20 protein-coding genes are annotated in these 20,387 nt (G+C 67.4%); 3 read left to right on the top strand and 17 right to left on the bottom strand.

Features of this window, described 5'->3' with window-relative positions; genetic code table 11:
* The first annotated feature begins 520 nt into the window (after nucleotides 1-520).
* The gene (locus A3Q37_RS13350) at nucleotides 521-1,396 is read left to right on the top strand and encodes a helix-turn-helix transcriptional regulator (protein WP_065483021.1); all 876 of its coding nucleotides are present in this window, start codon (nucleotides 521-523) and stop codon (nucleotides 1,394-1,396) included.
* A 194-nt stretch (nucleotides 1,397-1,590) separates the two neighbouring features.
* On the opposite strand, the gene A3Q37_RS13345 is transcribed toward A3Q37_RS13350, so the two are convergent.
* The 3 genes from A3Q37_RS13345 to A3Q37_RS35640 form a co-directional block, all read right to left on the bottom strand.
* Complete coding sequence (locus A3Q37_RS13345; protein WP_065483018.1) at nucleotides 1,591-2,220, bottom strand: HAD-IA family hydrolase; 630 nt, start codon at nucleotides 2,218-2,220, stop codon at nucleotides 1,591-1,593.
* A 279-nt stretch (nucleotides 2,221-2,499) separates the two neighbouring features.
* Nucleotides 2,500-3,735, bottom strand: a complete 1,236-nt coding sequence (locus A3Q37_RS35645) for an MAB_1171c family putative transporter (RefSeq protein ID WP_079137777.1) — start codon at nucleotides 3,733-3,735, stop codon at nucleotides 2,500-2,502.
* Nucleotides 3,736-3,841: 106 nt separating this feature from the next.
* The gene (locus tag A3Q37_RS35640) at nucleotides 3,842-4,285 is read right to left on the bottom strand and encodes a hypothetical protein (protein ID WP_255311801.1); all 444 of its coding nucleotides are present in this window, start codon (nucleotides 4,283-4,285) and stop codon (nucleotides 3,842-3,844) included.
* 898 nt (nucleotides 4,286-5,183) lie between these two features.
* Here A3Q37_RS35640 and A3Q37_RS35630 point away from each other — a divergent pair.
* The gene (locus tag A3Q37_RS35630) at nucleotides 5,184-6,008 is read left to right on the top strand and encodes a hypothetical protein (protein ID WP_065483010.1); all 825 of its coding nucleotides are present in this window, start codon (nucleotides 5,184-5,186) and stop codon (nucleotides 6,006-6,008) included.
* 241 nt (nucleotides 6,009-6,249) lie between these two features.
* On the opposite strand, the gene A3Q37_RS13335 is transcribed toward A3Q37_RS35630, so the two are convergent.
* From A3Q37_RS13335 to A3Q37_RS13275, 13 genes are all read right to left on the bottom strand, one after another.
* On the bottom strand, nucleotides 6,250-7,128 hold the full coding sequence (locus A3Q37_RS13335) for a glycosyltransferase family 2 protein (protein ID WP_065483008.1): 879 nt from the start codon (nucleotides 7,126-7,128) through the stop codon (nucleotides 6,250-6,252).
* 39 nt (nucleotides 7,129-7,167) lie between these two features.
* A complete protein-coding gene (locus tag A3Q37_RS13330; RefSeq protein ID WP_065483005.1) occupies nucleotides 7,168-7,974 on the bottom strand; it encodes a nucleoside phosphorylase in 807 nt (268 codons plus the stop codon).
* Nucleotides 7,971-9,776, bottom strand: a complete 1,806-nt coding sequence (locus A3Q37_RS13325; protein WP_065483002.1) for a radical SAM protein — start codon at nucleotides 9,774-9,776, stop codon at nucleotides 7,971-7,973. The genes A3Q37_RS13330 and A3Q37_RS13325 overlap by 4 nt, the downstream gene beginning before the upstream one ends.
* Nucleotides 9,776-10,996 carry a DegT/DnrJ/EryC1/StrS aminotransferase family protein gene (locus A3Q37_RS13320; RefSeq protein WP_065482999.1) on the bottom strand — a complete coding sequence of 407 codons (1,221 nt, stop codon included), beginning with the start codon at nucleotides 10,994-10,996 and terminating at the stop codon, nucleotides 9,776-9,778. The genes A3Q37_RS13325 and A3Q37_RS13320 overlap by 1 nt, the downstream gene beginning before the upstream one ends.
* A 19-nt stretch (nucleotides 10,997-11,015) precedes the next feature.
* Nucleotides 11,016-11,543: an RpiB/LacA/LacB family sugar-phosphate isomerase gene (locus tag A3Q37_RS13315; RefSeq protein WP_065482996.1), complete on the bottom strand. Its 528-nt coding sequence runs from the start codon at nucleotides 11,541-11,543 to the stop codon at nucleotides 11,016-11,018.
* Nucleotides 11,540-12,247, bottom strand: coding sequence for a transferase (locus A3Q37_RS13310; protein WP_065482993.1), 708 nt, complete (start codon nucleotides 12,245-12,247; stop codon nucleotides 11,540-11,542). Before A3Q37_RS13310 ends, A3Q37_RS13315 begins: the two co-directional genes overlap by 4 nt.
* Before the next feature lie 115 nt (nucleotides 12,248-12,362).
* Nucleotides 12,363-13,454 (bottom strand): NAD(P)-dependent oxidoreductase, encoded by a 1,092-nt coding sequence (locus A3Q37_RS13305; RefSeq protein ID WP_065482990.1) that lies wholly within the window; start codon nucleotides 13,452-13,454, stop codon nucleotides 12,363-12,365.
* Between the two features lie 215 nt (nucleotides 13,455-13,669).
* Nucleotides 13,670-13,858, bottom strand: coding sequence for a hypothetical protein (locus A3Q37_RS13300; protein WP_065482987.1), 189 nt, complete (start codon nucleotides 13,856-13,858; stop codon nucleotides 13,670-13,672).
* Between the two features lie 82 nt (nucleotides 13,859-13,940).
* A complete protein-coding gene (locus A3Q37_RS13295) occupies nucleotides 13,941-14,384 on the bottom strand; it encodes a DUF6082 family protein (RefSeq protein ID WP_065482978.1) in 444 nt (147 codons plus the stop codon).
* Nucleotides 14,385-15,687: 1,303 nt separating this feature from the next.
* Complete coding sequence (locus tag A3Q37_RS13285) at nucleotides 15,688-16,704, bottom strand: MvdC/MvdD family ATP grasp protein (RefSeq protein WP_065482970.1); 1,017 nt, start codon at nucleotides 16,702-16,704, stop codon at nucleotides 15,688-15,690.
* Entirely contained in the window at nucleotides 16,701-16,880 is a 180-nt protein-coding gene (locus A3Q37_RS13280; protein ID WP_141693567.1) for a hypothetical protein, read from the bottom strand. The genes A3Q37_RS13285 and A3Q37_RS13280 overlap by 4 nt, the downstream gene beginning before the upstream one ends.
* 195 nt (nucleotides 16,881-17,075) lie before the next feature.
* Complete coding sequence (locus tag A3Q37_RS37755) at nucleotides 17,076-17,273, bottom strand: DUF5999 family protein (protein ID WP_079137773.1); 198 nt, start codon at nucleotides 17,271-17,273, stop codon at nucleotides 17,076-17,078.
* 103 nt (nucleotides 17,274-17,376) lie between these two features.
* A complete protein-coding gene (locus A3Q37_RS13275) occupies nucleotides 17,377-18,039 on the bottom strand; it encodes an ATP-binding protein (protein ID WP_079137772.1) in 663 nt (220 codons plus the stop codon).
* A 292-nt stretch (nucleotides 18,040-18,331) separates the two neighbouring features.
* Between A3Q37_RS13275 and A3Q37_RS13270 the strand changes: the two genes are divergently transcribed.
* Nucleotides 18,332-19,138, top strand: a complete 807-nt coding sequence (locus A3Q37_RS13270) for an SDR family NAD(P)-dependent oxidoreductase (protein WP_065482964.1) — start codon at nucleotides 18,332-18,334, stop codon at nucleotides 19,136-19,138.
* An 8-nt stretch (nucleotides 19,139-19,146) separates the two neighbouring features.
* On the opposite strand, the gene A3Q37_RS13265 is transcribed toward A3Q37_RS13270, so the two are convergent.
* Nucleotides 19,147-20,220 (bottom strand): hypothetical protein, encoded by a 1,074-nt coding sequence (locus A3Q37_RS13265; RefSeq protein ID WP_255311800.1) that lies wholly within the window; start codon nucleotides 20,218-20,220, stop codon nucleotides 19,147-19,149.
* Nucleotides 20,221-20,387 lie beyond the last annotated feature (167 nt).

Raw genomic sequence — 20,387 nt, 5'->3', positions numbered from 1 at the left:
CGGTCTCGTGCAAGAAGCCCTGCTGCCCGCGTGATGTGTGATTGGCATCCTTTGGGGTGCCAGCCCGGCGCTTGGGAGTTGGTATCTCCCGGGCGCCGGTTTCATTTTTCGAGCCAGGTCACGGGTCGTGTTCCGTCATCCGTCCCGTCTCCTTTCCGGTGGTCGTCGTCCCCTCCCCGGGGCCCTGCCCGGCGGGGGGACGACGAACATACGTAGACCCCCACAGACAAGTCCATCCCGTTGCCCGGAAGATCAAATTGCCGTCGACTCGCCCCCTCGACTGGATCCGGACAGGCGATGTCGAGAACGTTCCGCTCCAGCCGGGCATCGCTCCCAGCGCCCGTTGTGCGGGCGGTCATGGGCAGAGAAAAATGGACAGAGGTCCCCCAAGGGCTGACACCGTAGAGTGGGCCCGATCAACAGGCGCGATACGGAAACGTACGTCAGTTTCGCGTATGCATCAACTCTGGATTAGAGTTGCCCCAGACGCCAGCCCCATCGCCATCTCGCAGGAGTTCATGTGCCCCCACGCCAGTTCGACGGCAGCCGCGTGCGCGCTGTCCGCCGGCAAAGGGACATGCACCAGAAGGAGCTGGGCAAGATGGTGGGCGTCAGCGGCCCCACCATCGCGCGATGGGAATCGGGACAAGACTTCCCCAAGGGCGAGAAGCTGCCGGTGATCGCGTCGGCGCTCCGTCAGCCGCTCGACGAACTGTTTCCCCACGAGGGCCCGCCGGACCTACAGCTTCTGCGGTGCGACGCCGGTCTCAGCGTGGCAGAGGCCGCCGCGATCATCAGGACGAGTCGGGCCCCGGTGAGCAATGCCGAGTCCGGTCGGCGCAGGCTCAACGACAACTATGTGCGGCCGCTCGCGGCGGCATACGGCGTCACCGAAGACGAGTTGCTCTCGGCCCAGGACCGCTCATTCGGGATTCGCCCCACATCCCTGCGTGACGACCAGGAGACCGCGCCCCGCACGATCGGGGAAAAGATCAACTTCCTCCTGCAGTACGGCCCCACCGGCCAGAAAACGCTCTCCGACGCGGAGATCGCGCGGCTCGTCAATCACTACGCGCCAGCGGCAGTCGTCACCACCGAGGACATCGTCCATCTGCGCGAAGGTACGGCAACCGAGGCGTCGGATGAAGTGCGTGACGGACTCGCCCACGCCTTCCAGGTTCCCCCCTGGCTGTTCGGGGATGACGCCGAGCTGACTCCCCTGGTCCGGGAGTTCCTGGAGGCGATTCGTTTCATCGGCTCGATCCACCAGGGACAGGTCCTCGGTCTGGCCGCACGCGGCAACAGCGAAGGACTGACCGTCGAGATGATGGCCGGCATCAACAGGCTCGTCGGAGAACTGAGGCACAAGCTGCCCGAGGTTCAAGACGAGGAGTGACGCCACCGGCAGGCGACATCGCGGACTGTCGCGGCGCTACCGCCTGGAGCATGCCCGGTGCCCCGACCAGCCTCTGGCCAATCGGTTCTGGCCGCGCACCGCAGAACTCGGACCGGGAACGCGAAGGGACTACGGCTCAACCTCTGCGGAGGTTGAGCCGTAGTCCCTTCGAACAGACGAAGATCGAAGCCGATCTAGGAAGCAGCCAGGTCAACGCCGAGAAGCTCGGACAGGGTGGCGACCGTCTGCTTGGGGTCCTGGTTGTGCACTCCCGCGAGGCCAAGCTGCTCCGCTGCCTGAACGTACGCTTCGGTGTCGTCGACGAAGATGCACTCCTCGGCCGGCAGCCCCATGAGCTTGAGTGTGGTCTCGAAAAGCTGAGGGTCGGGCTTGCGCATCAGGTGCTGCTCGCTGATCACGACGACGTCGTACAGCTTCTCCAGCTCGTAGCCGTCGTACAGGTCCCACGGAGACAATCCCACCGAATTGGACAGGATGCCCACCTTGATGCCTGCTCGCCGTGCCGCTGCGGCAGCGTCGATCAGTAGGGGCTCAGGGCGGAGGTCACCGAAGATCCTGCCCATCAGACCGTCCGCCGGCACATTCAGCATCCTGCCGGCGAACTCGTTCCACTCCGTCTGGGACACCACGCCGCGCTCCAGATCGCTGGTGATCCGGACGCCCTCCGGGTCCTTGTACAAGGCAGTGAGGCATGCACCCCGCGGAAGCCCCTCACGCACCTCGAACGCCAACACTGCGGGCAGCAGGGGGGTGGTGAGAACGCCTCCGAAATCAAGAATGAGGCCAGTACGGCGGTTGGACATGCGGAGAACTCCATTGCTGAGATTCGGACGCCTGTCCCAACAGGACAGCGTCGCGGCCCGGCACATGAGGCGGTCGCAGAAGCTGCGCGTCGCAGGCCAGGAAGTGCGCTTACGGGGCGGGCAAAAAAACTTCTGTCCGCCTAGCCCACGGTATCAGCCGAGACCACGCAGCATGTGGTGCCGAATCTCACGCCAGCCAGCTAAGATCGCATCTTTGAGTGACAAGACGCACACGCCGTGAACATTGGCACGGATATGGCTGTGCGCCACCCCATGGAGCTAATTTCGGGACGATGGTTCCAGCTTCTGAGATTTGTCAAGAACCCTCTGGGCCTGATCCGTATCGATTTGCGAATAGACTGCACTAACTCGCACGTACCACGCAGCCTCGCTATCGGTGTCGACGAAGGGCTTATCTCTCAGAAGAGTAGCTGAAGACGGACGGGCGGATTCATCATTAGCTGCCAGGAGTCCGGCCTTTACCCAGTATGCCTCCGCAGTGGGGCCAGGGTCAGAATGTACGGATGCCAGGTCTTCCGCAGCGAACATTAGGTCGCACGGAACGTAGTAACGCAGTTTCTCGCAAGCATCGGAAATATCCTGCGTCCATCGGTCCAGACGGACGTCAATGGGGACGCGCACCTGCAGGAGTTCCCTGATGCGTCGACCGGGCGGATAAAGGCTTGTTCCGGGAAAGGCTTCAACCAGGTCGAACCAGAGCGGATAGATCCGGTATAGAGTTCGAAATGTCTTCCAACGCGCCGCAGCTGCGCGGGTTGTCGGGATGCTCGCCCCTACGGCAACGATAATGAAAAGGAGGTTCATCCAGATTGCGGTGGCATCAACAAGGAGCTGCACGGTGGATTCGCTGAGAGGAAATATTACGGCGCCCCAGAGAATCGTGATTCGGGCTACCGTATGGACCAGCCCCATCCACATGGAGAAACCCATCAGGCCCAGCCCGATACGCATGCTCGTACTTTCGGCCCGGCGTGCCACCCTAGTCCACTGATAGCCACAGACTGCAGTGGTAACTAGCGGGAAAAAATAGAAGACAGTCATGTAGACCGCGACCCCCCATTGCCCAGCATGGTCAATGAGGAAATCTTCGCTCGGCCGATCCCGCTTCACCACGGTGAAAAATAGGACTGCGAGCAGAACTACACCCACCGCTCCGGCCCTGTACGACGCGCGGGCGATCCAGCGTGAGACCTCTACGTGCCTTGGCACGAAAGCCTCAGAGGTCTTACCGTAGCTAGTGGCGACGTACGTAAGGGCGGCCATGATCGCCGCTGTACTGGCAAAGTGCCGGAGTAGAGCGCTCAGGTCGACCACAGGAATTTGGCCCACTGCGTCCATTGCTGCTGGCGTATAGAGGCATAGAGCGACCGAAAATCCGGCATAGCCACCCCAGAGTGCCCTGCGGTGCGCATCGCCATATCTGACGGCCGGGAATCTCCATATGGAGATCAGCGTCATTACTGCCGCAGTGAAGCATTTGAAGAAGTCGAGCACAGGATCAGTCGATATCCATGCGTGCCACACCTGCTGCCACACGTGGGCTCTGCAGAGTGCAGACTCGCCATTAGAGGGTCATTGCGAGGATTGACGGCGGGCGCAGCTAGCGTCGACGTCGCGGTGGGGCGACTGGATGAGCCAACGAATACTCCAAAAGGCTGATCACGTCGTCTCCCGTAGCCGACTGACGACGCGCCAGTCGCTTAATCAATGACGCCGAAAGCTCGGCTTGCTTTTCCTCAATACTGTCGAAATCAACACGCGCTTGGACCAAGGCCGACGGGAAACGTCGAACAACTTCCTGACGGATGCGTTCGGGAACATATCTCTCAACCTCGGCCGCTGTAAGGGAGGTACCGTGGTCCATCCATTCGTGCGCGATCTCGTGGAGGATGATGTGCTCCGTTTGATTACGACTTGAGCGGCGCCGATACAGGATTATGGTAACTTCGGGAGTTTTTACCCGAAGGCCACACGCTGTACCCAGACCCCCGTCGGGGTCGTCCAGTGGAGCCAACTGGATCTGGCGTCCCAATACGTCTTCCATGTTGCGCACCAGCGTCTCGACGCTGAAGGGGGTCGGTATAGGGAGATCGGCCAGCTTCCCCTCACATTCCCTTACAAGGGCGCGCCGTGAAGGGTCCCTACGCCAACGCATAGTCGCTCCATTCATGCTCACTACCAGCCTCATACCTAAACGCGTACGCGAGGCGCTAGCAGCCTGAAGCCTGTGTTCGATGCGCACGGTGGTCGACCGGCACACGCTGTCGCGCCTAAGCGTACAAGGGAGATTAAGCGATCATGAGAGGAGTGCATGTTACAAAGATCACCCAAGCGCAGTTGATCACAAGAACAACTCAAGATCACAAATGGCAGGCCACGCATGATGATTGATCTTGGAGTCGCCCTCTGGGCAGGCGAGACTTGTAAACGTTACGCCTATTTCACCGCGCGAACTTTGCCAACTAAATCCGACGATCCGCCACAGTTAAACGTACTTCCTTCTCGCCTAGTTGAAGCGGGGGCATTTGAACGGACCGTCTAACAAGAACGGTTGGGGCGAATCCGCTGCCCGTAGCGAGCGACCTTGTCCTGTCCCATTGAAGGCTGAGCGATCTCATTCAAGTTTGAGTGACGGCCTACGCCCGTGCTGACCAGCCTGGTAGATCGCGAGAGGTGGATGGCCCCTGTCGGACGGATAGGTACCAGCTGTTGATGAAGGTGCCGAGTCGCCCCAGGGCAAAGCGATTCTGTGATCGTTGATCATCCGGTGCCGAGCGCCTGACGGAGCGAGTCGCTGTTCAAACACGGGGATGGTGAGCGAAGGCTGCCTCGATGGGGTGATCTTGGCGTCCGGTGGCGTCCAAATGGCCGTGTTCCAGAGTTGGTTGGGTGAGGCTGGCTTTGCACAGCTGAGTTTCGCTACGGCATGGAGGTCTTTCCCTATGAGGCTCAACTCCGCCTCGTCACCGATGCGCGCCGCGCAGGTCGCTGTCATGGCAGTGGCGGCCTTGCTGGTGCCCACCAGCCCCGCGTCGGCGGCTCCGGAACCTGTCACCCAGACGTTCGACACCGCCGGGGAGCACGCCTTCACGGTCCCCGAGGGCGTGAGCAGCATCAAGGTGACGGCGGTGGGCGCCGGCGGCGGCGGTGCGGGCGGGGGCGGCAACAACAGCGGTTCGCTCAGCGGGGCGGGCGGCGGTGGCGGAGGCAGCGGTGCGACCGTGACCTGCACGATCCCCGTCGAAGCCGGGAGCAGCCTCCTCGTCGCGGTCGGCAGCGGCGGTGCGGGCGGCAAGGGCGGCAGCGGGAAGTACAACAACGGCCAGGCCGGTGCCGGGGGAATGGACACGGCCATCGGCAAGGCCGAGGGTGACCCGTTCGAGGCCGGTCCGCTGCTGGTCGCCTCGGCCGGGGACCCCGGGCACGGCGGTGAGGCGTCGGGATCGTTCCAGAGCGGCTACGGCGGTTCGGCCGGGGCGGGCGGCAGCACGCAGAGGTCTCACTGCGAGGGCTCCGGGGCCGTGCTGACCCCGGGGGAGTCGGGTGCGTCGGGTGGGGACGCCTCGCGCAACCACCCCGGGCGCGGCGGCAAGGCCGGTCAGACTTCGGCAGCCGGGATGGCCTGCAACCCCTTCGCCGGACAGGGCGGCTACGGCGGCAAGGGAGCGGGGAACTCCGGCGGGCACCAGCCGACGCAGGAACCCTCGAAGGACGGGACCGAGGGCCACGACGGCTGCGTGGCGCTGACGTACACCCCGGCCGGCTGAGGTTCGCGGAGCCGGGGCCTCCGCGCCGAGGAGGGCGACCGACCCCCAAGGGGCAAGGAGATCGCCCTCCTCGGGACCACCTGGACCCGTGGGGCTTCCTGCGGGTCGCCCGGGTGACGGACGAAAGGCGACAGCCGACTTGAGGTCGGCCCCATCCTCACGCCCAAGGTTCAGCGAGAACACTCAACCTTCAGTGCCACAGGACAGCTGGCTACGCGGGTGCGGGAGACGCCCTGGGAGGCTAGAAGACGGGCGGTCGCCCGGCCGCCGTGAGCCGGAGTACCGTGCGCCAGGACATGGGCTGCCTCGGGCCCTGTCCGCCGGCGAGCCCTTCGCGGAAGCCGGCGAGCGTGATGCGGAGGGCTTGTCGGTCGCGGATGCGCCACAGGGTGATCAGGCTCCAGGTGGCGAGGTTGAAGGGGACGAGGGGGCGGGGCAGGTTGCGGCGGGCGACCCAGACGCGGTTGCGGGCGTTGAGCCGGTAGAAGGTCTCGTGCCGGGCCGGGTTGGTGGCGGGGTGGTGGACGACGATGTCCGGCACGTACCGGCCGGTGCATCCCAGGTCCCACAGCCGCCAGGCCAGCTCGACGCCTTCGTGGAACAGGAAGAACTCACCGGGCCACCCGCCGGCGCGGTCGTAGGCGTCGCGGCGGACCATCACCACACCCTCGGCCATGACCGTGACGACGCCGGGCCGGGTGGGGTCCGAGGCCCGGAGGCGAGGCACCCAGCGGCGGAGGGTCTCACCGCTCACCGGGTCGCTGATGCGCGGCTGTACGTAGGCGAGCTGGGAGTCGCGGTGGAGTTCGGCGACGAGCCGGGCGAGGGTGGCGGTGTCGGGCAGGTGGGCGTCGTTGTCGAAGAAGAAGAGGTGGTCGCCCTTGACGCTGTCGGCCCCTACGTTGCGGCCCTCGGGGATACCGACGTTCTCGGGCAGCGTGACCGTACGGACGCCTGCGGGGATCTGTTCGGGTTCGCAGCCGTTGCCGACCACGACGACGTCGAGGTCGATGCCTACCTGCGCGAGGAGCGAGGCCATGGCCCGGGGGAACTCCTCGGGCCGGTCGTTCATGGTCAGGACGACCGCGCCGACCGTGGGACGCGAGGCGCCGGTACTCACAAGGGTGCCCTTCTGCTTCTGTTCACTAGGAGTTCAACCCTAGTGTTCGCCGGGGGTCGGCGGTGACGCCGTGGAGGTGTGGAGCGCCTGCGCCGCTGCGGCCAGCGCCCTGTGAAGGGCGTGTTCGGTGTCCGGCGAGTGCCGGCGCGGGCGGCGGTCGACGAGGGAGTCCGCAATGGCGAGGACGGTGGCGACGGCGACCGTACGGCAGTGGCCCACGGCGAAGACCGCGGCGGCTTCCATGTCGGCGGCGAGGATGCCTTCGGCTTCGTACCGATCGACTTCTGCCACTGTCTCGCGGTACGGGGCATCCGTGGTCCAGATCGGCCCGCGCGTGACCGGTACGTCGTACGGGGCCAGCGCTTCGGTCAGGTACCGGGTGAGGACGGGCGAGGGTGAGGCCGTACGGCCGGGGGGCAGGTAGTGGTGGGAGAGCCCTTCGTCGCGGAGCGCACTCGTACCCACGACGAGGTGGCCGGGGCCGAGCCCGTGCTGAAGGGAGGCGGCAGTGCCGACGGTGATGATCCGCCGGGTGCCGAGCGCGGCGAGCTGCTCGACGACGAGGGCGGCGGCCGGGGCGCCGAGGCCGAAGCCGCCGCACAGAGCGAACATACGGCCCTGGTCCTCGACCAGGTGCAGGTCGCCGCGCACCCACCCCGGGCACAGGCGGGTGCGGTACGTACGCAGCGCGTGCTCCAGGAGCCGCCCCTGGTAGAGGAGGACCACCCCGTCGAGCGTGGAAAGGTCCGCTTCCGGGTCGGTGGTACGGACGTACGCGGCGTGCTCGGCCGGGTCGGGTACGGCGGGCAGGGCGTGCTTGCCCGGGTGGAGGGGGAAGCCGTTCACGTGAGGGTGCTCTCGCGCTCGTAGAGGGCGGTGGCCAGTTGGTGCTCGGCGGTGGTGTTGACGTGGTTGAGGGTGTGCCAGGGCAGGACGGGCTCGTCCATGTGCCGCAGGTGGCGGTCGTACGACAGGCCGCGCCGGGCGAGGGCCTCGACGAGTTGGTCCTTGGTCACCGTGTGCAGGTCGATGTTCGCGTCGTAGAGGTCTTCCAGGACCAGCCCGATCCGGCGGTCGCCTCGCGAGCAGATGACTTCGAGGTGCATATGGCTGGCGCCGAGGTCGAGGACCCGGAAGTGCTGTTCGAACTTCTCATCGCCGACGAGGTCGCGCAGGCGGTCCTCGATCTGGGCGGTGTAGGTGTGGACGAGGTCAGGGTCGCTCATCCGCAGGCGCTGGCTGGCGGTGCCGGGCTTGGGCATGAACTGGTGGAGCTTGACGATCACCGTGCCGTCGGGGTGCCCGAGCCGGTCCAGGACGTCCTGGGCGTAGTCGGCGATGGCGAGGCGGTCCGCGTCGCGCTCGCCCGGGGCGCCGACGATGAAATAGAGCATGACGGTGTTGACGTCCTTGCTCTTGCGGCACAGTTCGATGGCGTTGTCGACGCGTTCGCGGCGCTGGGTCTTGCCGTACATCGCGACGAGGTCCGGGGAGGCCCACTCGGGGGCGATGGTGATGATGCCCCGGGCCTGGTCCAGGTTCAGCTCGGTGAACAGGTGCCCGAACTCTTCGAGTTCGGTGACCGACTCCAGGTAGTCCGCGGTGAGTTCGTCCGCCCGGATGGAGCCGATGATGGTGGTGACCGTCTCCCCTTCGGCTGCCGCCCGGCGGGCGTAAGCGCTGATGTGGTCCAGGAGTTCGCGGCGGTGACGGTACTGGGTGAACGTGGGCGAGCTGATGATGATCCGCCGGATCTTCCGCGCTTCGAGCCGGTCGACGTAGTCCTTGAGCATGTCGATGGGCGCGTGGCGGAACGGGGGTACGCCGAGGTTGCAGAAGTCGCAGGAGTGCCGGCAGCCGAGGGTGGGGTGGATGCCGGCGGCGGTGCCGTCGCTCTTGGGGTAGACGAAGTGGGCAGGGTGCAGCTCCCGTACGGGGAGGTAGGCGGGGCTAGCCTTCGCGGGGACGGTGATCTTCTTCGGGGTGACCGCGGCGACGCCGCCGCCGGGCAGGTACGCGCAGGTGTACAGCGACGGTACGTACAGGCCGGGGATGCGGGCCAGCTTCTCGTACAGGCTGACGCCGCTTCCTCGCTCCTCGCGGTGCGCGTGGACGACGCGCAGCAGTTCGAGCAGGGACTCTTCGGCTTCGCCGAGGGCGATGACGTCGAGGTAGTCGGCCATGGGCTCGGGGTCGGCGAGGCCGGAGTTGCCGCCTACGATCAGCGGGTGCTCGCGGGGTATCCGGTCGGCGCTGCGGCGGGGTACTCCGGCGAGGTCGAGCTGCTGGAAGACGGAGTGCAGGCTGCCGGAGTTGATGACCGAGACGCCGATCACGTCCGCCGTGCCGACGGGTAAGGGCGACTCGATGCTGCGGTAGACCTCCCCTTCCGGCGTGGTCACCCGGTTTCCCTCGTGGATCAGGCACTCGTAGTGCAGGGCGCGCTCGGCGACGGCGGGGACGTCCTTCGTACGGTTGATGAGATCGTGCAACCCCATGGGGCCGTTGCCCATCAGACTGAAGGCGTGTCCGTACGGGATCATGAAGACCATCCGCAGCAGTCCATCGGGGTCCTTGGGTTCGTACGGGTCCACCAGGTGGATCTCCCGGTCGCGGATGCCGTCGATTTCCGCTCGGAGCTGAGACATCAGCCGTTCTCCTTGACGATGACGGGGTGGAGCTGGGCGGTGCCGGCGACAGCTCGGCGGATCGCGTTGCGGACCTGGGCCTCCTCGTCCTCGGTCATCTGCGGGTGGAGGCAGGGGCACAGCAGGCGGGCGGCGAGCTGCTTGGCGCGCGGGCAGTGCTGGCCGGCGGTGTGGGCGCGGATGAGGTCATGGCCGAGGTAGGTGACGGGGTCGGAGACGATGCTGCCCACCCCGTACCGGTCGGCGAGCACGTCCATCAGCTCGTCGCGGCCCCGGCCCGCCCACGCTTCGGGGACCAGGAGGTTGTGCCGGTAGTAGAGGTGCAGGCCCTCGTCGAGCGTCGGAGGAAGGGTCAGTTCGGGGATGTCGGCGAGGGCCGCCGTACGGTCGTGAGCCCGGGTGATCCGGGCGGCGTTCATCTCGTCCAGGCGCGCGAGCTGGATCAGTCCGACCGCGGCCTGGGCTTTGGTGAGCAGCTGGTTGGTGCCCCAACCCGCGCGCCCGCCGTACGTCCGTAGCCCGCGCAGCCGCTCGGCCAGGACGTGGTCGTCGGTGGTGACCATGCCGCCCTGGCCGAAGGTGGTCATCAGCTTCTTGGACTCGAAGGAGAACACCGTCGCCCAGCCCTCGGACCCGACGCGGGCTCCGGACGGGGTCCGGCCGCCGCAGGCGCGGGCGGCATCCACGATCACGACCGGCGGCCCATGCACCGGGTGCGGGTGGCGGGCGGCCAGCTCGACGAAGCGGCCGATGTCGGCGCTCGCGCCGTTCCAGTGGGTGACCAGGATCGCCCTCGTCTGCGGGCCGATCCGCTGCTCGGTGTCGGCGAGGTCGAGGTTGAGGGTGACCGGGTCCGGCTCGGCCAGGACGAGTCGGCCACCCTGCCCGATGACGGCGATGTGCGGTCCGACGAAGTTGATCGCGCAGGAGATCACCTCGTCCCCCGGCTTCAGCTCCAAGGCGCGGAGCACCATCTCCATCGCGGTGCCGCCCGAGTTGAACGCCAGGGCGTGACTCGCCCCGGTGTACCGGGCGAAGGCGTCCTCGAAGCTGGTGACGTACTCTCCACCACGCCAGCCGGTGCGCCAGTCCTCCGAACTGGACATGGCCATGCGGATGGCGTCGTGCTCGGCTCCCGTGTACCAGCCGCCCTGGGCCGGCTCGAAGGGAATCTTCAGGGCTGCGGTGGTGCGGGGAACGGTGCTGCGGTTGGTCGGCATCGGCGCTCTCCTCATACGGTCAGGAAACGGGCGGGGGGATGATGCGGCCGGTGCACTCCAGGTCGTGGATCATCTGGACCTTGCGGGCGGCGGACGCGGCCGGGTCGAAGCGGCAGGCCAGCCACTCCTCGGCGAGCTGCTTGGCCAGGGCCAGGCCGATGATTCCGGCGCCGAAGGTGAGGACGTGGGCGTTGTTGGAGAGCACGGAGGCCCGCACGGACAGGGAGTCGTGGGCGGTGACGGCGCGGACGCCGGGCACTTTGTTCGCCGCGATGGCCATTCCGAGGCCGGTGTGGCAGATGAGCAGAGCCCTGTCGACGGTGGCCTCGGCCACGTGCCGGGCAGCCGCCTCGGCGATATGCGGGTACGCCTCTTCAGTCCAGAGGTGTACGCCGACGTCGAGCACAGACGCGACGAAGTGGTGATGCTGCAGGTACTCACCGAGCGCGTCCTTGTACTCCTGACCGGCACGATCGGCGCCGATGGCCACGTGCAGGGGAGGCAGAACGTCGGGCCCGGCAACAGGAATCCTGGGGAACGCGGTCACGGGAGCATCCCCTCAACGCCCGCGTTGCGGCTGCGGATGCGCGTCTGTGCGGTGTGCGGGGCCGCGACGACGGAGTTGTCGGGGACGGCGCGGATGGCGAGGGTGACGCCGCTGTCGATCTGGCTGCTGCGGCCGACGAGGACGCCGGGGCCCAGGCTGATGTTGTTCCCGGTCTGCACCCTGTCGCCGATGACCGCGCCGAACTGCGTGGTCCGGCACCGGTATGCACCGCCTTCGGTGCGCAGGCGGATCTCGCGCTCCGGCGCGGACATGTCGGCGCTCACCGCAATGGCGGCCACCGTTACCCCGGCCGACAGGTGCGCTCGGTTGCCGACGATCGTGCGGTTGATGCCGATGCGATGGCCCAGAACCGCGCCCTCGCCGACGAACGCGGAGGTCACCTCGCAGTTGAAGCCGACCGAGGCCCCGGCGCACAGCACGCTGCCCTTGCGTACGGTGGAGAACTCGTGCACCTTCACGTCCGGGCCGATGATGACGTCGTCCCCGATGATGGCTTGCGGGTGCACGTACGCGGTCGGGTGGATGCGCTTGTCGCCGAGCAGAGCGAGGGCCTCTTCGTGCAGCTCCGGCCAACGAGCAAGGAAGTCGGCCAGGTCGTAGGTGTGCAGGCGCCCGTACGAGGTGGCGGCGAGCTGTCCGTAGGCGGGCGCGGTGACGAATTTGCCGAGCAGAAGGGGCTTCATGGTGGACGGACTCTCCGTGAGTTGGTCGTGGTGGGAGGTCTTGGAGGGTTCCGCTCTCGCGAGGCGGGACGACGCTCGACGCCAAGCGGCATAGCCGGGGCCGAACTCAACGCCTCTAGATGGGTGTTGTCTGCGAGAGCCAGTCCGGGGCTGCTTGCGGCGTGGTCTGCAGCCACTGCACGTAGCGCTCCACCCCGTCCGCAAGCGGCACCTTCGGTGTCCAGCCCAGGACGTTCTCCATGCGGTAGACCGAGGCGTAGCCGCCGAGCGGGTCGTCGGCCGGCAGGGGCGTTTCCAGGAGTTCGGTGTCCGGGTAGTGGGCCCGGACCAGCTCCGCGACGTCCCGGATACTGGTGGCGATGCCGGTGCCGATGTTGATCGTCTCGTTGTGGGCCCCGGGGCTGACCAGGGCGCGCAGCGTGCCCTCGGCGATGTCCTCGACGTGGGTCAGGTCCCTGACCTGGCCGCCGCCTCCGTTCAGGTGGAGTGGCAGGCCGAGCGAGGCGCGGGCGGCGAACCAGGCGACGACCCAGGAGTGGCTGTTCGGCTTGATCGTCTGCGGCTCCCCGTACACGGAGAAGTACCGCACGATGCTGTACGAGATGCCAACCTGGCCCAGCACGATCGCGGTCTGCTGCTCGCCCCACGCCTTCGCGGCGCCGTACACCGATACCGGGCGCATGGAGTCGAACTCATGGAACTGGCGCGGGATCCGGCCGTGGACGCTCTCCAGGAGCTGCCGCATGGCGAGCAGGTCGCGGCTCTCCGTCTCCTCCGGTTCTCCGTCTCCGTAGACGCTGGCCGAGGAGACGAAGACCATGCGGCGCACGCGGTGGCTCGCGGCGACGGCGTCCAGGACGGACTGGGTACCGGCAATGTTGACGTCGATCGCCTCTGCCGGCTCCCGGGTGCAGGCGGCGACGTCCGCGAGGGCGGCGGCGTGGATGACGTAGTCCGACTCGGCGACCAGCTTCCGCACCAGGGCGGTCTCCCGTACATCCCCGATCACCGTGTCCGCGTGGGTGGTGTCGACGCCGAACACGCCGGAGTACACGTGCTCGGGGTAGGCGTTCATGTTGCACAGGGCGATCGGGCGGGCTCCGAGCTGCTTGAGCCGAGCGGTGATCCGGGAGCCGATGAGCCCCGCGCCACCGGTCACCAGGACCTTGGCGCCGATGAGTTCGGACAGGGCGGAGCGGTTCTGCACGATGCCTCCTGAACGATGTGGGATGGAGCGCGATGGTCGGGCCGGTCGGCCGCCGACTTCAGGTCGACGGCCGACCGGGGCTCCGCGCGGCCTGATCCGCAGCGGTGCCGCGCCCCTCCGGTTGTCGTGCTCCGCAGGGATCATCTGCGGAGCCGGAGGGGCCCCTTCGGAAGGTCGTATCTGCCAGGCGGGGGGGCTGGGCAGATACGACCGGGTCAAATGAGGAGGGGAAGGATCATGCTGGCCACCCACGTCGCGACCAGGCCGCTGAAGCCGAGAACCACGATCAGAAGTCCCAGGCCGCAGCCCGTGGCGTCGATCGTCTTGTGGTTGTTGCGGCGAGTCGTTCGGACGGGATAGCGGACAGCGTGGCGGAGGAGGAAGCCCAGGCTCGGCGTCGTCACCGGCCTCGCCCCCACTTCGCGCCGAAGATCACGAGGAAGCCGAAGGCCGCGACGACGATCAAGCCGATGACGATGCCGGCCACTACGCCACCATCGTGGCCCGGGTGAACGCCTCGTTCATGGCCCGGGTGAACCGCTCGTCGGTCTTCTTGCCCAGGGCCTCGGCCTGTCGGTGCTCGCCGAACCGCGCCCAGTAGGCGCGGGCAGCAGCGCTCTCCATGAGCTTGTCCGCGTACAGGACCAGTTGCCGGTCGGTGAGCAGACCGAGCCTGTAGAGCAGGCTGAGCTGGCAGAACATCCGGTTGGCGGACAGCAGCGGCTGGTACTGCGCCGGCTCCATCCCCTCGGGTGCCCAGTACGCGGCCTCCTTCTCGTCGCTGGAGGCTCGCGACAGCCACTCGATCTGGATGAGTGAGGTCGCCAGGTCGTTGCGCTGCTTGTGCTGCCGGTGCCTCTGGACGAGCTGGGCGACGCCCACTGCGGCGATGGATGCGCCTGCCGCGAGCACGGCGGTACTGGTCTTCATGTGCACTTCCTTCGTTCGGTTTCGGTTGGCCGCTCCGGCAGAGCGGAGTCCGGGGCGCTGGTCGGTGGTGCCGCCGAGCCTCGATCGAGGAGGGGGCGGGTTTCGCTGCCGGGGCCCGCTCGTCTCCGCCCCAGGCCCTCAGCTGAGGCGGAGACGAGCGGTCGGGCCGGTCGGGCCGGTCGGGCCGGGTTGTTCAAGCCCGTATCGACCGGGGCGCGGAGGAGGCGCCGTTTCCTCAGTTCGCGGTCCTGCGTGACCGTGCAGCACGCGGACTCTGCTCCCTGGGAACCCCGGCTTGGTCCGCTGTACGGCCTGCATGGTCAAGCGCGTACGGCGGAGTTCAGAAGATCAGGTGCGGGTGTAGCTGGTGAGCAGGTCGGCGAAGACGCTGCTGTCGACGGTTACGACGGGGATGTGGTGGTCGGACACGCGGAGGGGGACCTCGTGCACCTCGAAGCCGGTCACGGCGGGAAGGAGGCCGGTGGCGACATATACGCGGTCGATCCGGCTGTCGGGGCCATGAGTCGCGCTGGAGTTGACGGTGCGGGCCAGCGCGGTCGGGTTGCCGCCCTCGGCCGTGGCCCAGTGGCGGACGACGTCTTCGAGGCCCGCAGTGCGCAGCGTGTGGTCGGGCTCGGTGTCCGGGACGCGGACACCGTCGAAGCCTCGGCGCGACCGGTGGAGACGGTGAGGCCGGTCCTGGATAGCGGTGAGGTCGGGCAGGGGCAGGTCGCCCGCCGTCCCCGGCTCCGGGTAGCTGTTACCGTCGCCGCCGAAGATGGCCGGCAGTACGAAGCGGCTGCCGTCAGGAGCCTCCCACGCCTTGTCGGCCCAAGTCGTCGTCCACTCGGCCTCCAGCTGGCGCTGTCCGCGCTGGCGTAGGCGAAGTGGAAGCTGACCGCGTTGAAGGGCGGCGCGTCGGGTCCGGCCTCCGTGAAGCTCAGGGTGATCGCGGTGGGTGGAAGCACGAAGTGCGGGCCTCGGTCGCCCGACCAGTCACGTACGAGGTGGAACCGCCGGAGGTTGAAGAGGATGGCGGTACACGCCCCGGTGCCGAGGACGCCCTGCATGTCCAGCTCGCGGCACTGCTCGTTGAAGATCGTGTGTCCGCGCTCGTCGGCACGGGACATCTCCTGCCGGAAAACGATGTCCGGCTGGAGGCGGCGCAGCGTCTCGGCAGCGGCCCGCCGAATCTCCGGGTCACCCGCTCCGTTTCTCTCCAGGTTCCAGCAGACGAACCTCAGCTGTGCCATCGAATGCCTTTCAGACGGTGTGCGGAATGGGTCCGGTTGGAGGTGATCTGCTACGCCGCTGCGGTGAGGCCGTTCCGCCTGGGGCGTTCGGGATCTCCGGCCAAAAGCTGTGCCAGCGCTTGGGTGATGCCGAGGTCGGGCAGTTCGTTCTCCAGCCACCGGTACTGGCCGGCCGGGTTGAGGTCGACGAAGTACCACCTGCCGTGGCTGTCCACGAGGAGGTCGCTGGCCGCGTAGGAGAGTCCGTAGCCCTGCACCAGGGCGTTCAGGGCGTCCTCGACCGCGGTGGGGAGGGTGATCGGCGTGTAGGTCAGGGACTCGGGGGTGGCTCGCCAGTCCGTCCGGCCTGCCGTGGTGTGCGCGTCGATCCGGACCGCGATGGTCCGGGTGCCGATGGTGTGGGCGCGCACGGCATAGTCGGTGACGACGCGGTGCTGGAGGTGGGTGATACCGGTCGCGACGGCGTCCAGGTCGCTGTCCACCACCGGCGTGGTGTAGAGCGGGCGGACATGATGGTCGCCCTCCGTGATCTGCGGGACGGTGAGGGTCTTGGTGACGATGCCGTCCGGGGCACCGAGGTTGAACCGCCGGGCGCCGGACGGGAGGCTCCCGATCCAGGTGGGCGGTACGGTCAGCCCGGCCCGTTCAGCGGCAGCGACCACACCGGCCTTGATCTGCGCCCGTCGCGTGTCAGACGGGTGGTTGACGTGCAGGCAGCCCAGGGTGCCGAGCACTCCGGCCAGTCCGGCAAGCGCCTCCTGGGAAGCCCACTGCGTCTGCGCCTCGGTCATGCCGTCGACCCAGACCCGTGGGGGCGTCGGATGGCACCAGAACACGGACCGTACGTCGCGCAGTCTGATGGCACGAGATCTGACGGTGAGCAATCCCTGCCACTGGCCACCGTCACACCGCGCGCTCACGCTGACCGTGCGGCTTAGGTCGGCGAGGTCGAAGCGGACGGTGCGGACACCGAGGTCCTGGAGGGCCAAGGTGACCGCGTCCCCGGTATCAGAGTCACGGGCGGTGATGACCAGGACGGTTTCGCCGTCGGTCCGAATCGGGCTCACGCCGCACCGTCCACATCGCTGACGACCCAGTCCCCGGGCCGCAGATGCGTAAAACTGACCCCGGTGTTGGATGCTCGGTACTGGTCGCTCTGAATCACCGGGCTTCCGTCACGGTCGACGCGGACCTGGAGGCTGGCGTCGAAGCGCTCCCCCGGCAGCGGACGGGATCGAACCATCGGCCGGGGCGCCCCGCTCACCTTCAAGGCCAACGGCAGCGGCGGAACGTGAACGGCATCGAGAACAACAGGTACGGGAATCACGGCAAATCCTTGATAGGACGGTCAGTGGGTGGCGAGGTGGGGGGCGTTCCAACAGGGTTTGCGGCCTCGGGAGGCGGAGCACGGGTCCGCTAGCCAGGTGGTGCACGGTGGTCACGAGGGCCGACCGGCGAGGGGGTCACGGTGGGGCGGGATCAGTCGGCCATCCGGCAGCAGCGCACCGGTGTCCTCGAACTGCACCACGCCGTTGCAGAGGCGGCACCACCCCTGCTCGTGACAGGCGGTGGAGACGCGGGCGGCCTCGTGGTCGGCCGCGTCAGCCGTGGGACACGGCGGGGTATGAGGGCACATCGAACGCGCCATCCTCTGCAGGATGATGGGTAGTTGGACCTCTCCGATGCCGGGCGTCGCGGGGGAACACCACCCGACACCGGAGAGGGGATCTGTGGAAACCTCACTTTGGTGACGAGGTGACAGCCGTCTCCCTCGTCTCTGCGGGAACCTGTTGGACTCGATCTGTCGCCGCCACGGCTCGGAGTTCCCTGACACCGACGAGCACGCGGCCGAGCACGTTCGGGTCTGCCGGCGCGGCCCTCGGTATTCCGGGCTCGCCCGACGGCGGCCGACCGGGAGGGCGTACAGCCCTCTCGTCCTCACCGACACATCCAATGGGGAGGAGCCCGACCTCGGCCCAGACCACCTTGCCGGGTATGCCCACGGCCGGGTGGTGACCCCAGTTCCTGCTCATCATCGCGACGATGAAGATCCCACGCCCGCTCTCCGCCTCGACTCCGACCTTTTTGAGGACGGGCGGCCGTGCGTCACGGTCCCGGACCGACACCCGCACGGCGTCCCAGAGCATCTCCAGAGTCAGCTCGAAGGTCCGAGACGTGTTCCGCGACGAGAGGATCGAGACCTGGGTCTTCTCTCCCTGCTCCTGAGGGTGCTGCACGGCGTTGGTGACCAGCTCCGAGACCAGAAGCTGTACCGTCTCCGCGGCCTGGGCGGGCACGCCCCACCGGGAAAGGAGATCGGCGGCGTGCAGCCGCGCCAGGGGCACGGCGTTGGGCGTGTCGGCCAATTCGAGCGTGTTACACGGGTGTGGTGCCTGGGACATGATGTGCCTCCCGAGTTGGGAGAGGAGCGCGGGGTGCGTTCGCTGGCTCTCGCTCGCTTCGTGGTGGGGACTGTCTGCCCCGGGCTCGGCAGCTGTGCAGTGAAAGACCTGTGTCCCGGGGGGGGCTGCTGTTACCTGGATCCGAGGGACCGGGCCCGGCTACTCGCCGACTGCACGGTTGCCCCCGGACCGGGTACGCCATAAGAGAAGCGCTCCGGCGGCCCGGTAAGAAGGGGGCACGAAGGATGTCTTCGGCCATGCAGGTTGGCACGGTTGGTGAAGGGTTGTACGGATGACGGGCACAGAGCATCACCGCGGACAGCGAGCAGTTGGGCGGTTTTCAGGCCGCCGCATCGTGGTGACGGGAGGCTCCCGGGGGCTGGGGGAACGCGTGGTGCGCCTGCTCTTGTCCGAGGGAGCGAATGTGGCGACGTGCGCCCGGAAGCCCGAGCCGTTGGAAGGACTCCGCCGTTCAGTCGACGCGTCTGCTCCTCTGTTCGTCCGGCCTTTGGACGTCTCCGAGCCGGAGCTGCTCGAGCGGTTCGTGGAAGAGGCTGCCTCAGCCCTGGGCGGGCTGGACGGTGTCGTCGCCTGTGCGGGCGGAGCGCGGGGGCGGGGAATCACCGAGGCTTCCGCCGAGGACTGGGCGACGACGTGGAAGATGAACGTCGGCCACGTCGCTCGGCTGATCGCGGGGAGCACCCCCCACCTGCGGGCGGCCGGAGGCGGATCCGTCGTTGTGGTGGCCTCGGTCTCCGGATGGAAGCCGGGGCCGCAGGCTCAGTACGGCTCAGCGAAGGCCGCCCAGATCCACATGGTGTCGTCGCTGGCCAGGGAGCTGGCCGACGACGGCATCCGTGTGAACGCGGTCTCGCCCGGCTCGATGCTCATCCCGGGCAAACGGTGGGACCGAATGCGCCAGCAGGACCCGGCGGCCTTCGAACGATTCCGTGCCGAGTTCCCGGGGGGAGAGCTGGTCCGGCCGGAGGAAGTGGCGGACGTGATCGCCTTCCTGCTCTCCGACCAGTCGCGGGCGGTGACCGGGATCAACCTGCCGGTCGACAGAGGCCAGAACGCACCGACGCCGGAAGGGTATTGACCGGCGGTTCAGGCTGCTGTGCCGAGTATCGGCCGGGCCTTCCGTTCGAAGTCCCGGACAACTGCCTCGCCCCGGTGAGGAGCAAGACGTGTACGGAAATCACGCAGTGCCTGGACAGACCGCTCGCTGTGAACCCCGGCGAGCAGATCCACGGCGTTGCTAGCGGTATCAACCGCTTCATCCAGCCTGTTCTGCTGGAGGAACGCTGTCGCGAGCACAGAGCGGCTGATGGCCTGCCGACGGCGACGGTCGCCGTTCGCCTCGACGGAGGCCTGGGCGAGACGCTCGGCCTGCCCCGCTTCGCCGAGATCGCGGTGGACCAGTGCGGCTTCGGCTTCGAGATAGTGGTGGTCCAGGAAGCGAACCCACGGTGATTCCTCGGCGGGACCGTGGCTGGCCTCCAGGTCCTTGCCGGCCTCCAGGAGGGAAGCCGTCGCCCGCCGAGAATCACCCAGAACTGCGTACCCCCGGGCGGCCATGGCGTGCAGGCGCATGAGCCCGAGCGGGCTACCCGCCGACTTGGCGGTCGCGATACCCACTCTCGCCAGCGAGACTCCTTCGGCGGGGTTGCCGAGGCCGGTGGCGAGGTGCGACATACCGGCCAGGATCTGACCGCCGAGTACGCGGTCGCCCCCTTCGGCGCACAGCCGCAGCGCCTGGATCATGTAGCGCTCCGCGAGTCCGTAGTCAGCGGAGTCGTACGAGCACCACCCTGCCATCGCCGCCAGCTTGGCGGCCGACGTGTACAGGAGCCGGCGCTGGTGCGCGGGCAGGTTGCGCTGCTGGAGCTTCGGGGCGAGTTCAGTGCTCAGATAGTGCACGATGCTCGCTCGGACGCCGCCACCGCCGTAGCGGTTGTCCATCTCGTCGAACATCCCGATCATCGCCTGGACCTGCTCGATGGGGCCGCTGCCCGCGACTACAGCGAGCCGGGGCGCCTGGTCGTCCTCAAGGAGCCAGAGCAACCACTGCCGTTGGGGATCCATGAGAGCAGACGCGACGTACGGAACCGCGCCGAGCAGGCTGCGCCGCGAGATGTCGGTCGAGCCGAGCTCCGCGAGCGTATGAAGTGTTTCACCCACATCTTCACGGTACGTCAAGGCCCTTGCAACGACGGGCCTCTGAGACTGCCCAGGGAAGCCGATGTCCACAGGGGAGACAGGTCGGCTTAAGAAACCCGATAGAGCGGCAGCGATGAACTCCGGAGTGCGTCCTCGTGGGGTCATTCCTCCTAGCCATCGACTCACCG

This window comes from Streptomyces sp. PTY087I2, from assembly GCF_001687325.1.
Classification (GTDB): domain Bacteria; phylum Actinomycetota; class Actinomycetes; order Streptomycetales; family Streptomycetaceae; genus Streptomyces.
Note: the sequence above shows the minus strand (reverse complement) of the source record. Positions and strands in the feature narration are given on the sequence as shown.

Excerpts from the sequence above, each read along its gene's own strand:
- A3Q37_RS13345 (WP_065483018.1), bottom strand. The coding sequence starts at position 2,220 with ATGTCCAACCGCCGTACTGGCCTCATTCTTGATTTCGGAGGCGTTCTC.
- A3Q37_RS35640 (WP_255311801.1), bottom strand. The coding sequence starts at position 4,285 with ATGGAAGACGTATTGGGACGCCAGATCCAGTTGGCTCCACTGGACGAC.
- A3Q37_RS35630 (WP_065483010.1), top strand. The coding sequence starts at position 5,184 with ATGAGGCTCAACTCCGCCTCGTCACCGATGCGCGCCGCGCAGGTCGCT.
- A3Q37_RS13325 (WP_065483002.1), bottom strand. The coding sequence starts at position 9,776 with ATGTCTCAGCTCCGAGCGGAAATCGACGGCATCCGCGACCGGGAGATC.
- A3Q37_RS13320 (WP_065482999.1), bottom strand. The coding sequence starts at position 10,996 with ATGCCGACCAACCGCAGCACCGTTCCCCGCACCACCGCAGCCCTGAAG.
- A3Q37_RS13310 (WP_065482993.1), bottom strand. The coding sequence starts at position 12,247 with ATGAAGCCCCTTCTGCTCGGCAAATTCGTCACCGCGCCCGCCTACGGA.
- A3Q37_RS13295 (WP_065482978.1), bottom strand. The coding sequence starts at position 14,384 with ATGAAGACCAGTACCGCCGTGCTCGCGGCAGGCGCATCCATCGCCGCA.
- A3Q37_RS13280 (WP_141693567.1), bottom strand. The coding sequence starts at position 16,880 with ATGGTTCGATCCCGTCCGCTGCCGGGGGAGCGCTTCGACGCCAGCCTC.
- A3Q37_RS37755 (WP_079137773.1), bottom strand. The coding sequence starts at position 17,273 with ATGTGCCCTCATACCCCGCCGTGTCCCACGGCTGACGCGGCCGACCAC.
- A3Q37_RS13275 (WP_079137772.1), bottom strand. The coding sequence starts at position 18,039 with ATGTCCCAGGCACCACACCCGTGTAACACGCTCGAATTGGCCGACACG.
- A3Q37_RS13270 (WP_065482964.1), top strand. The coding sequence starts at position 18,332 with ATGACGGGCACAGAGCATCACCGCGGACAGCGAGCAGTTGGGCGGTTT.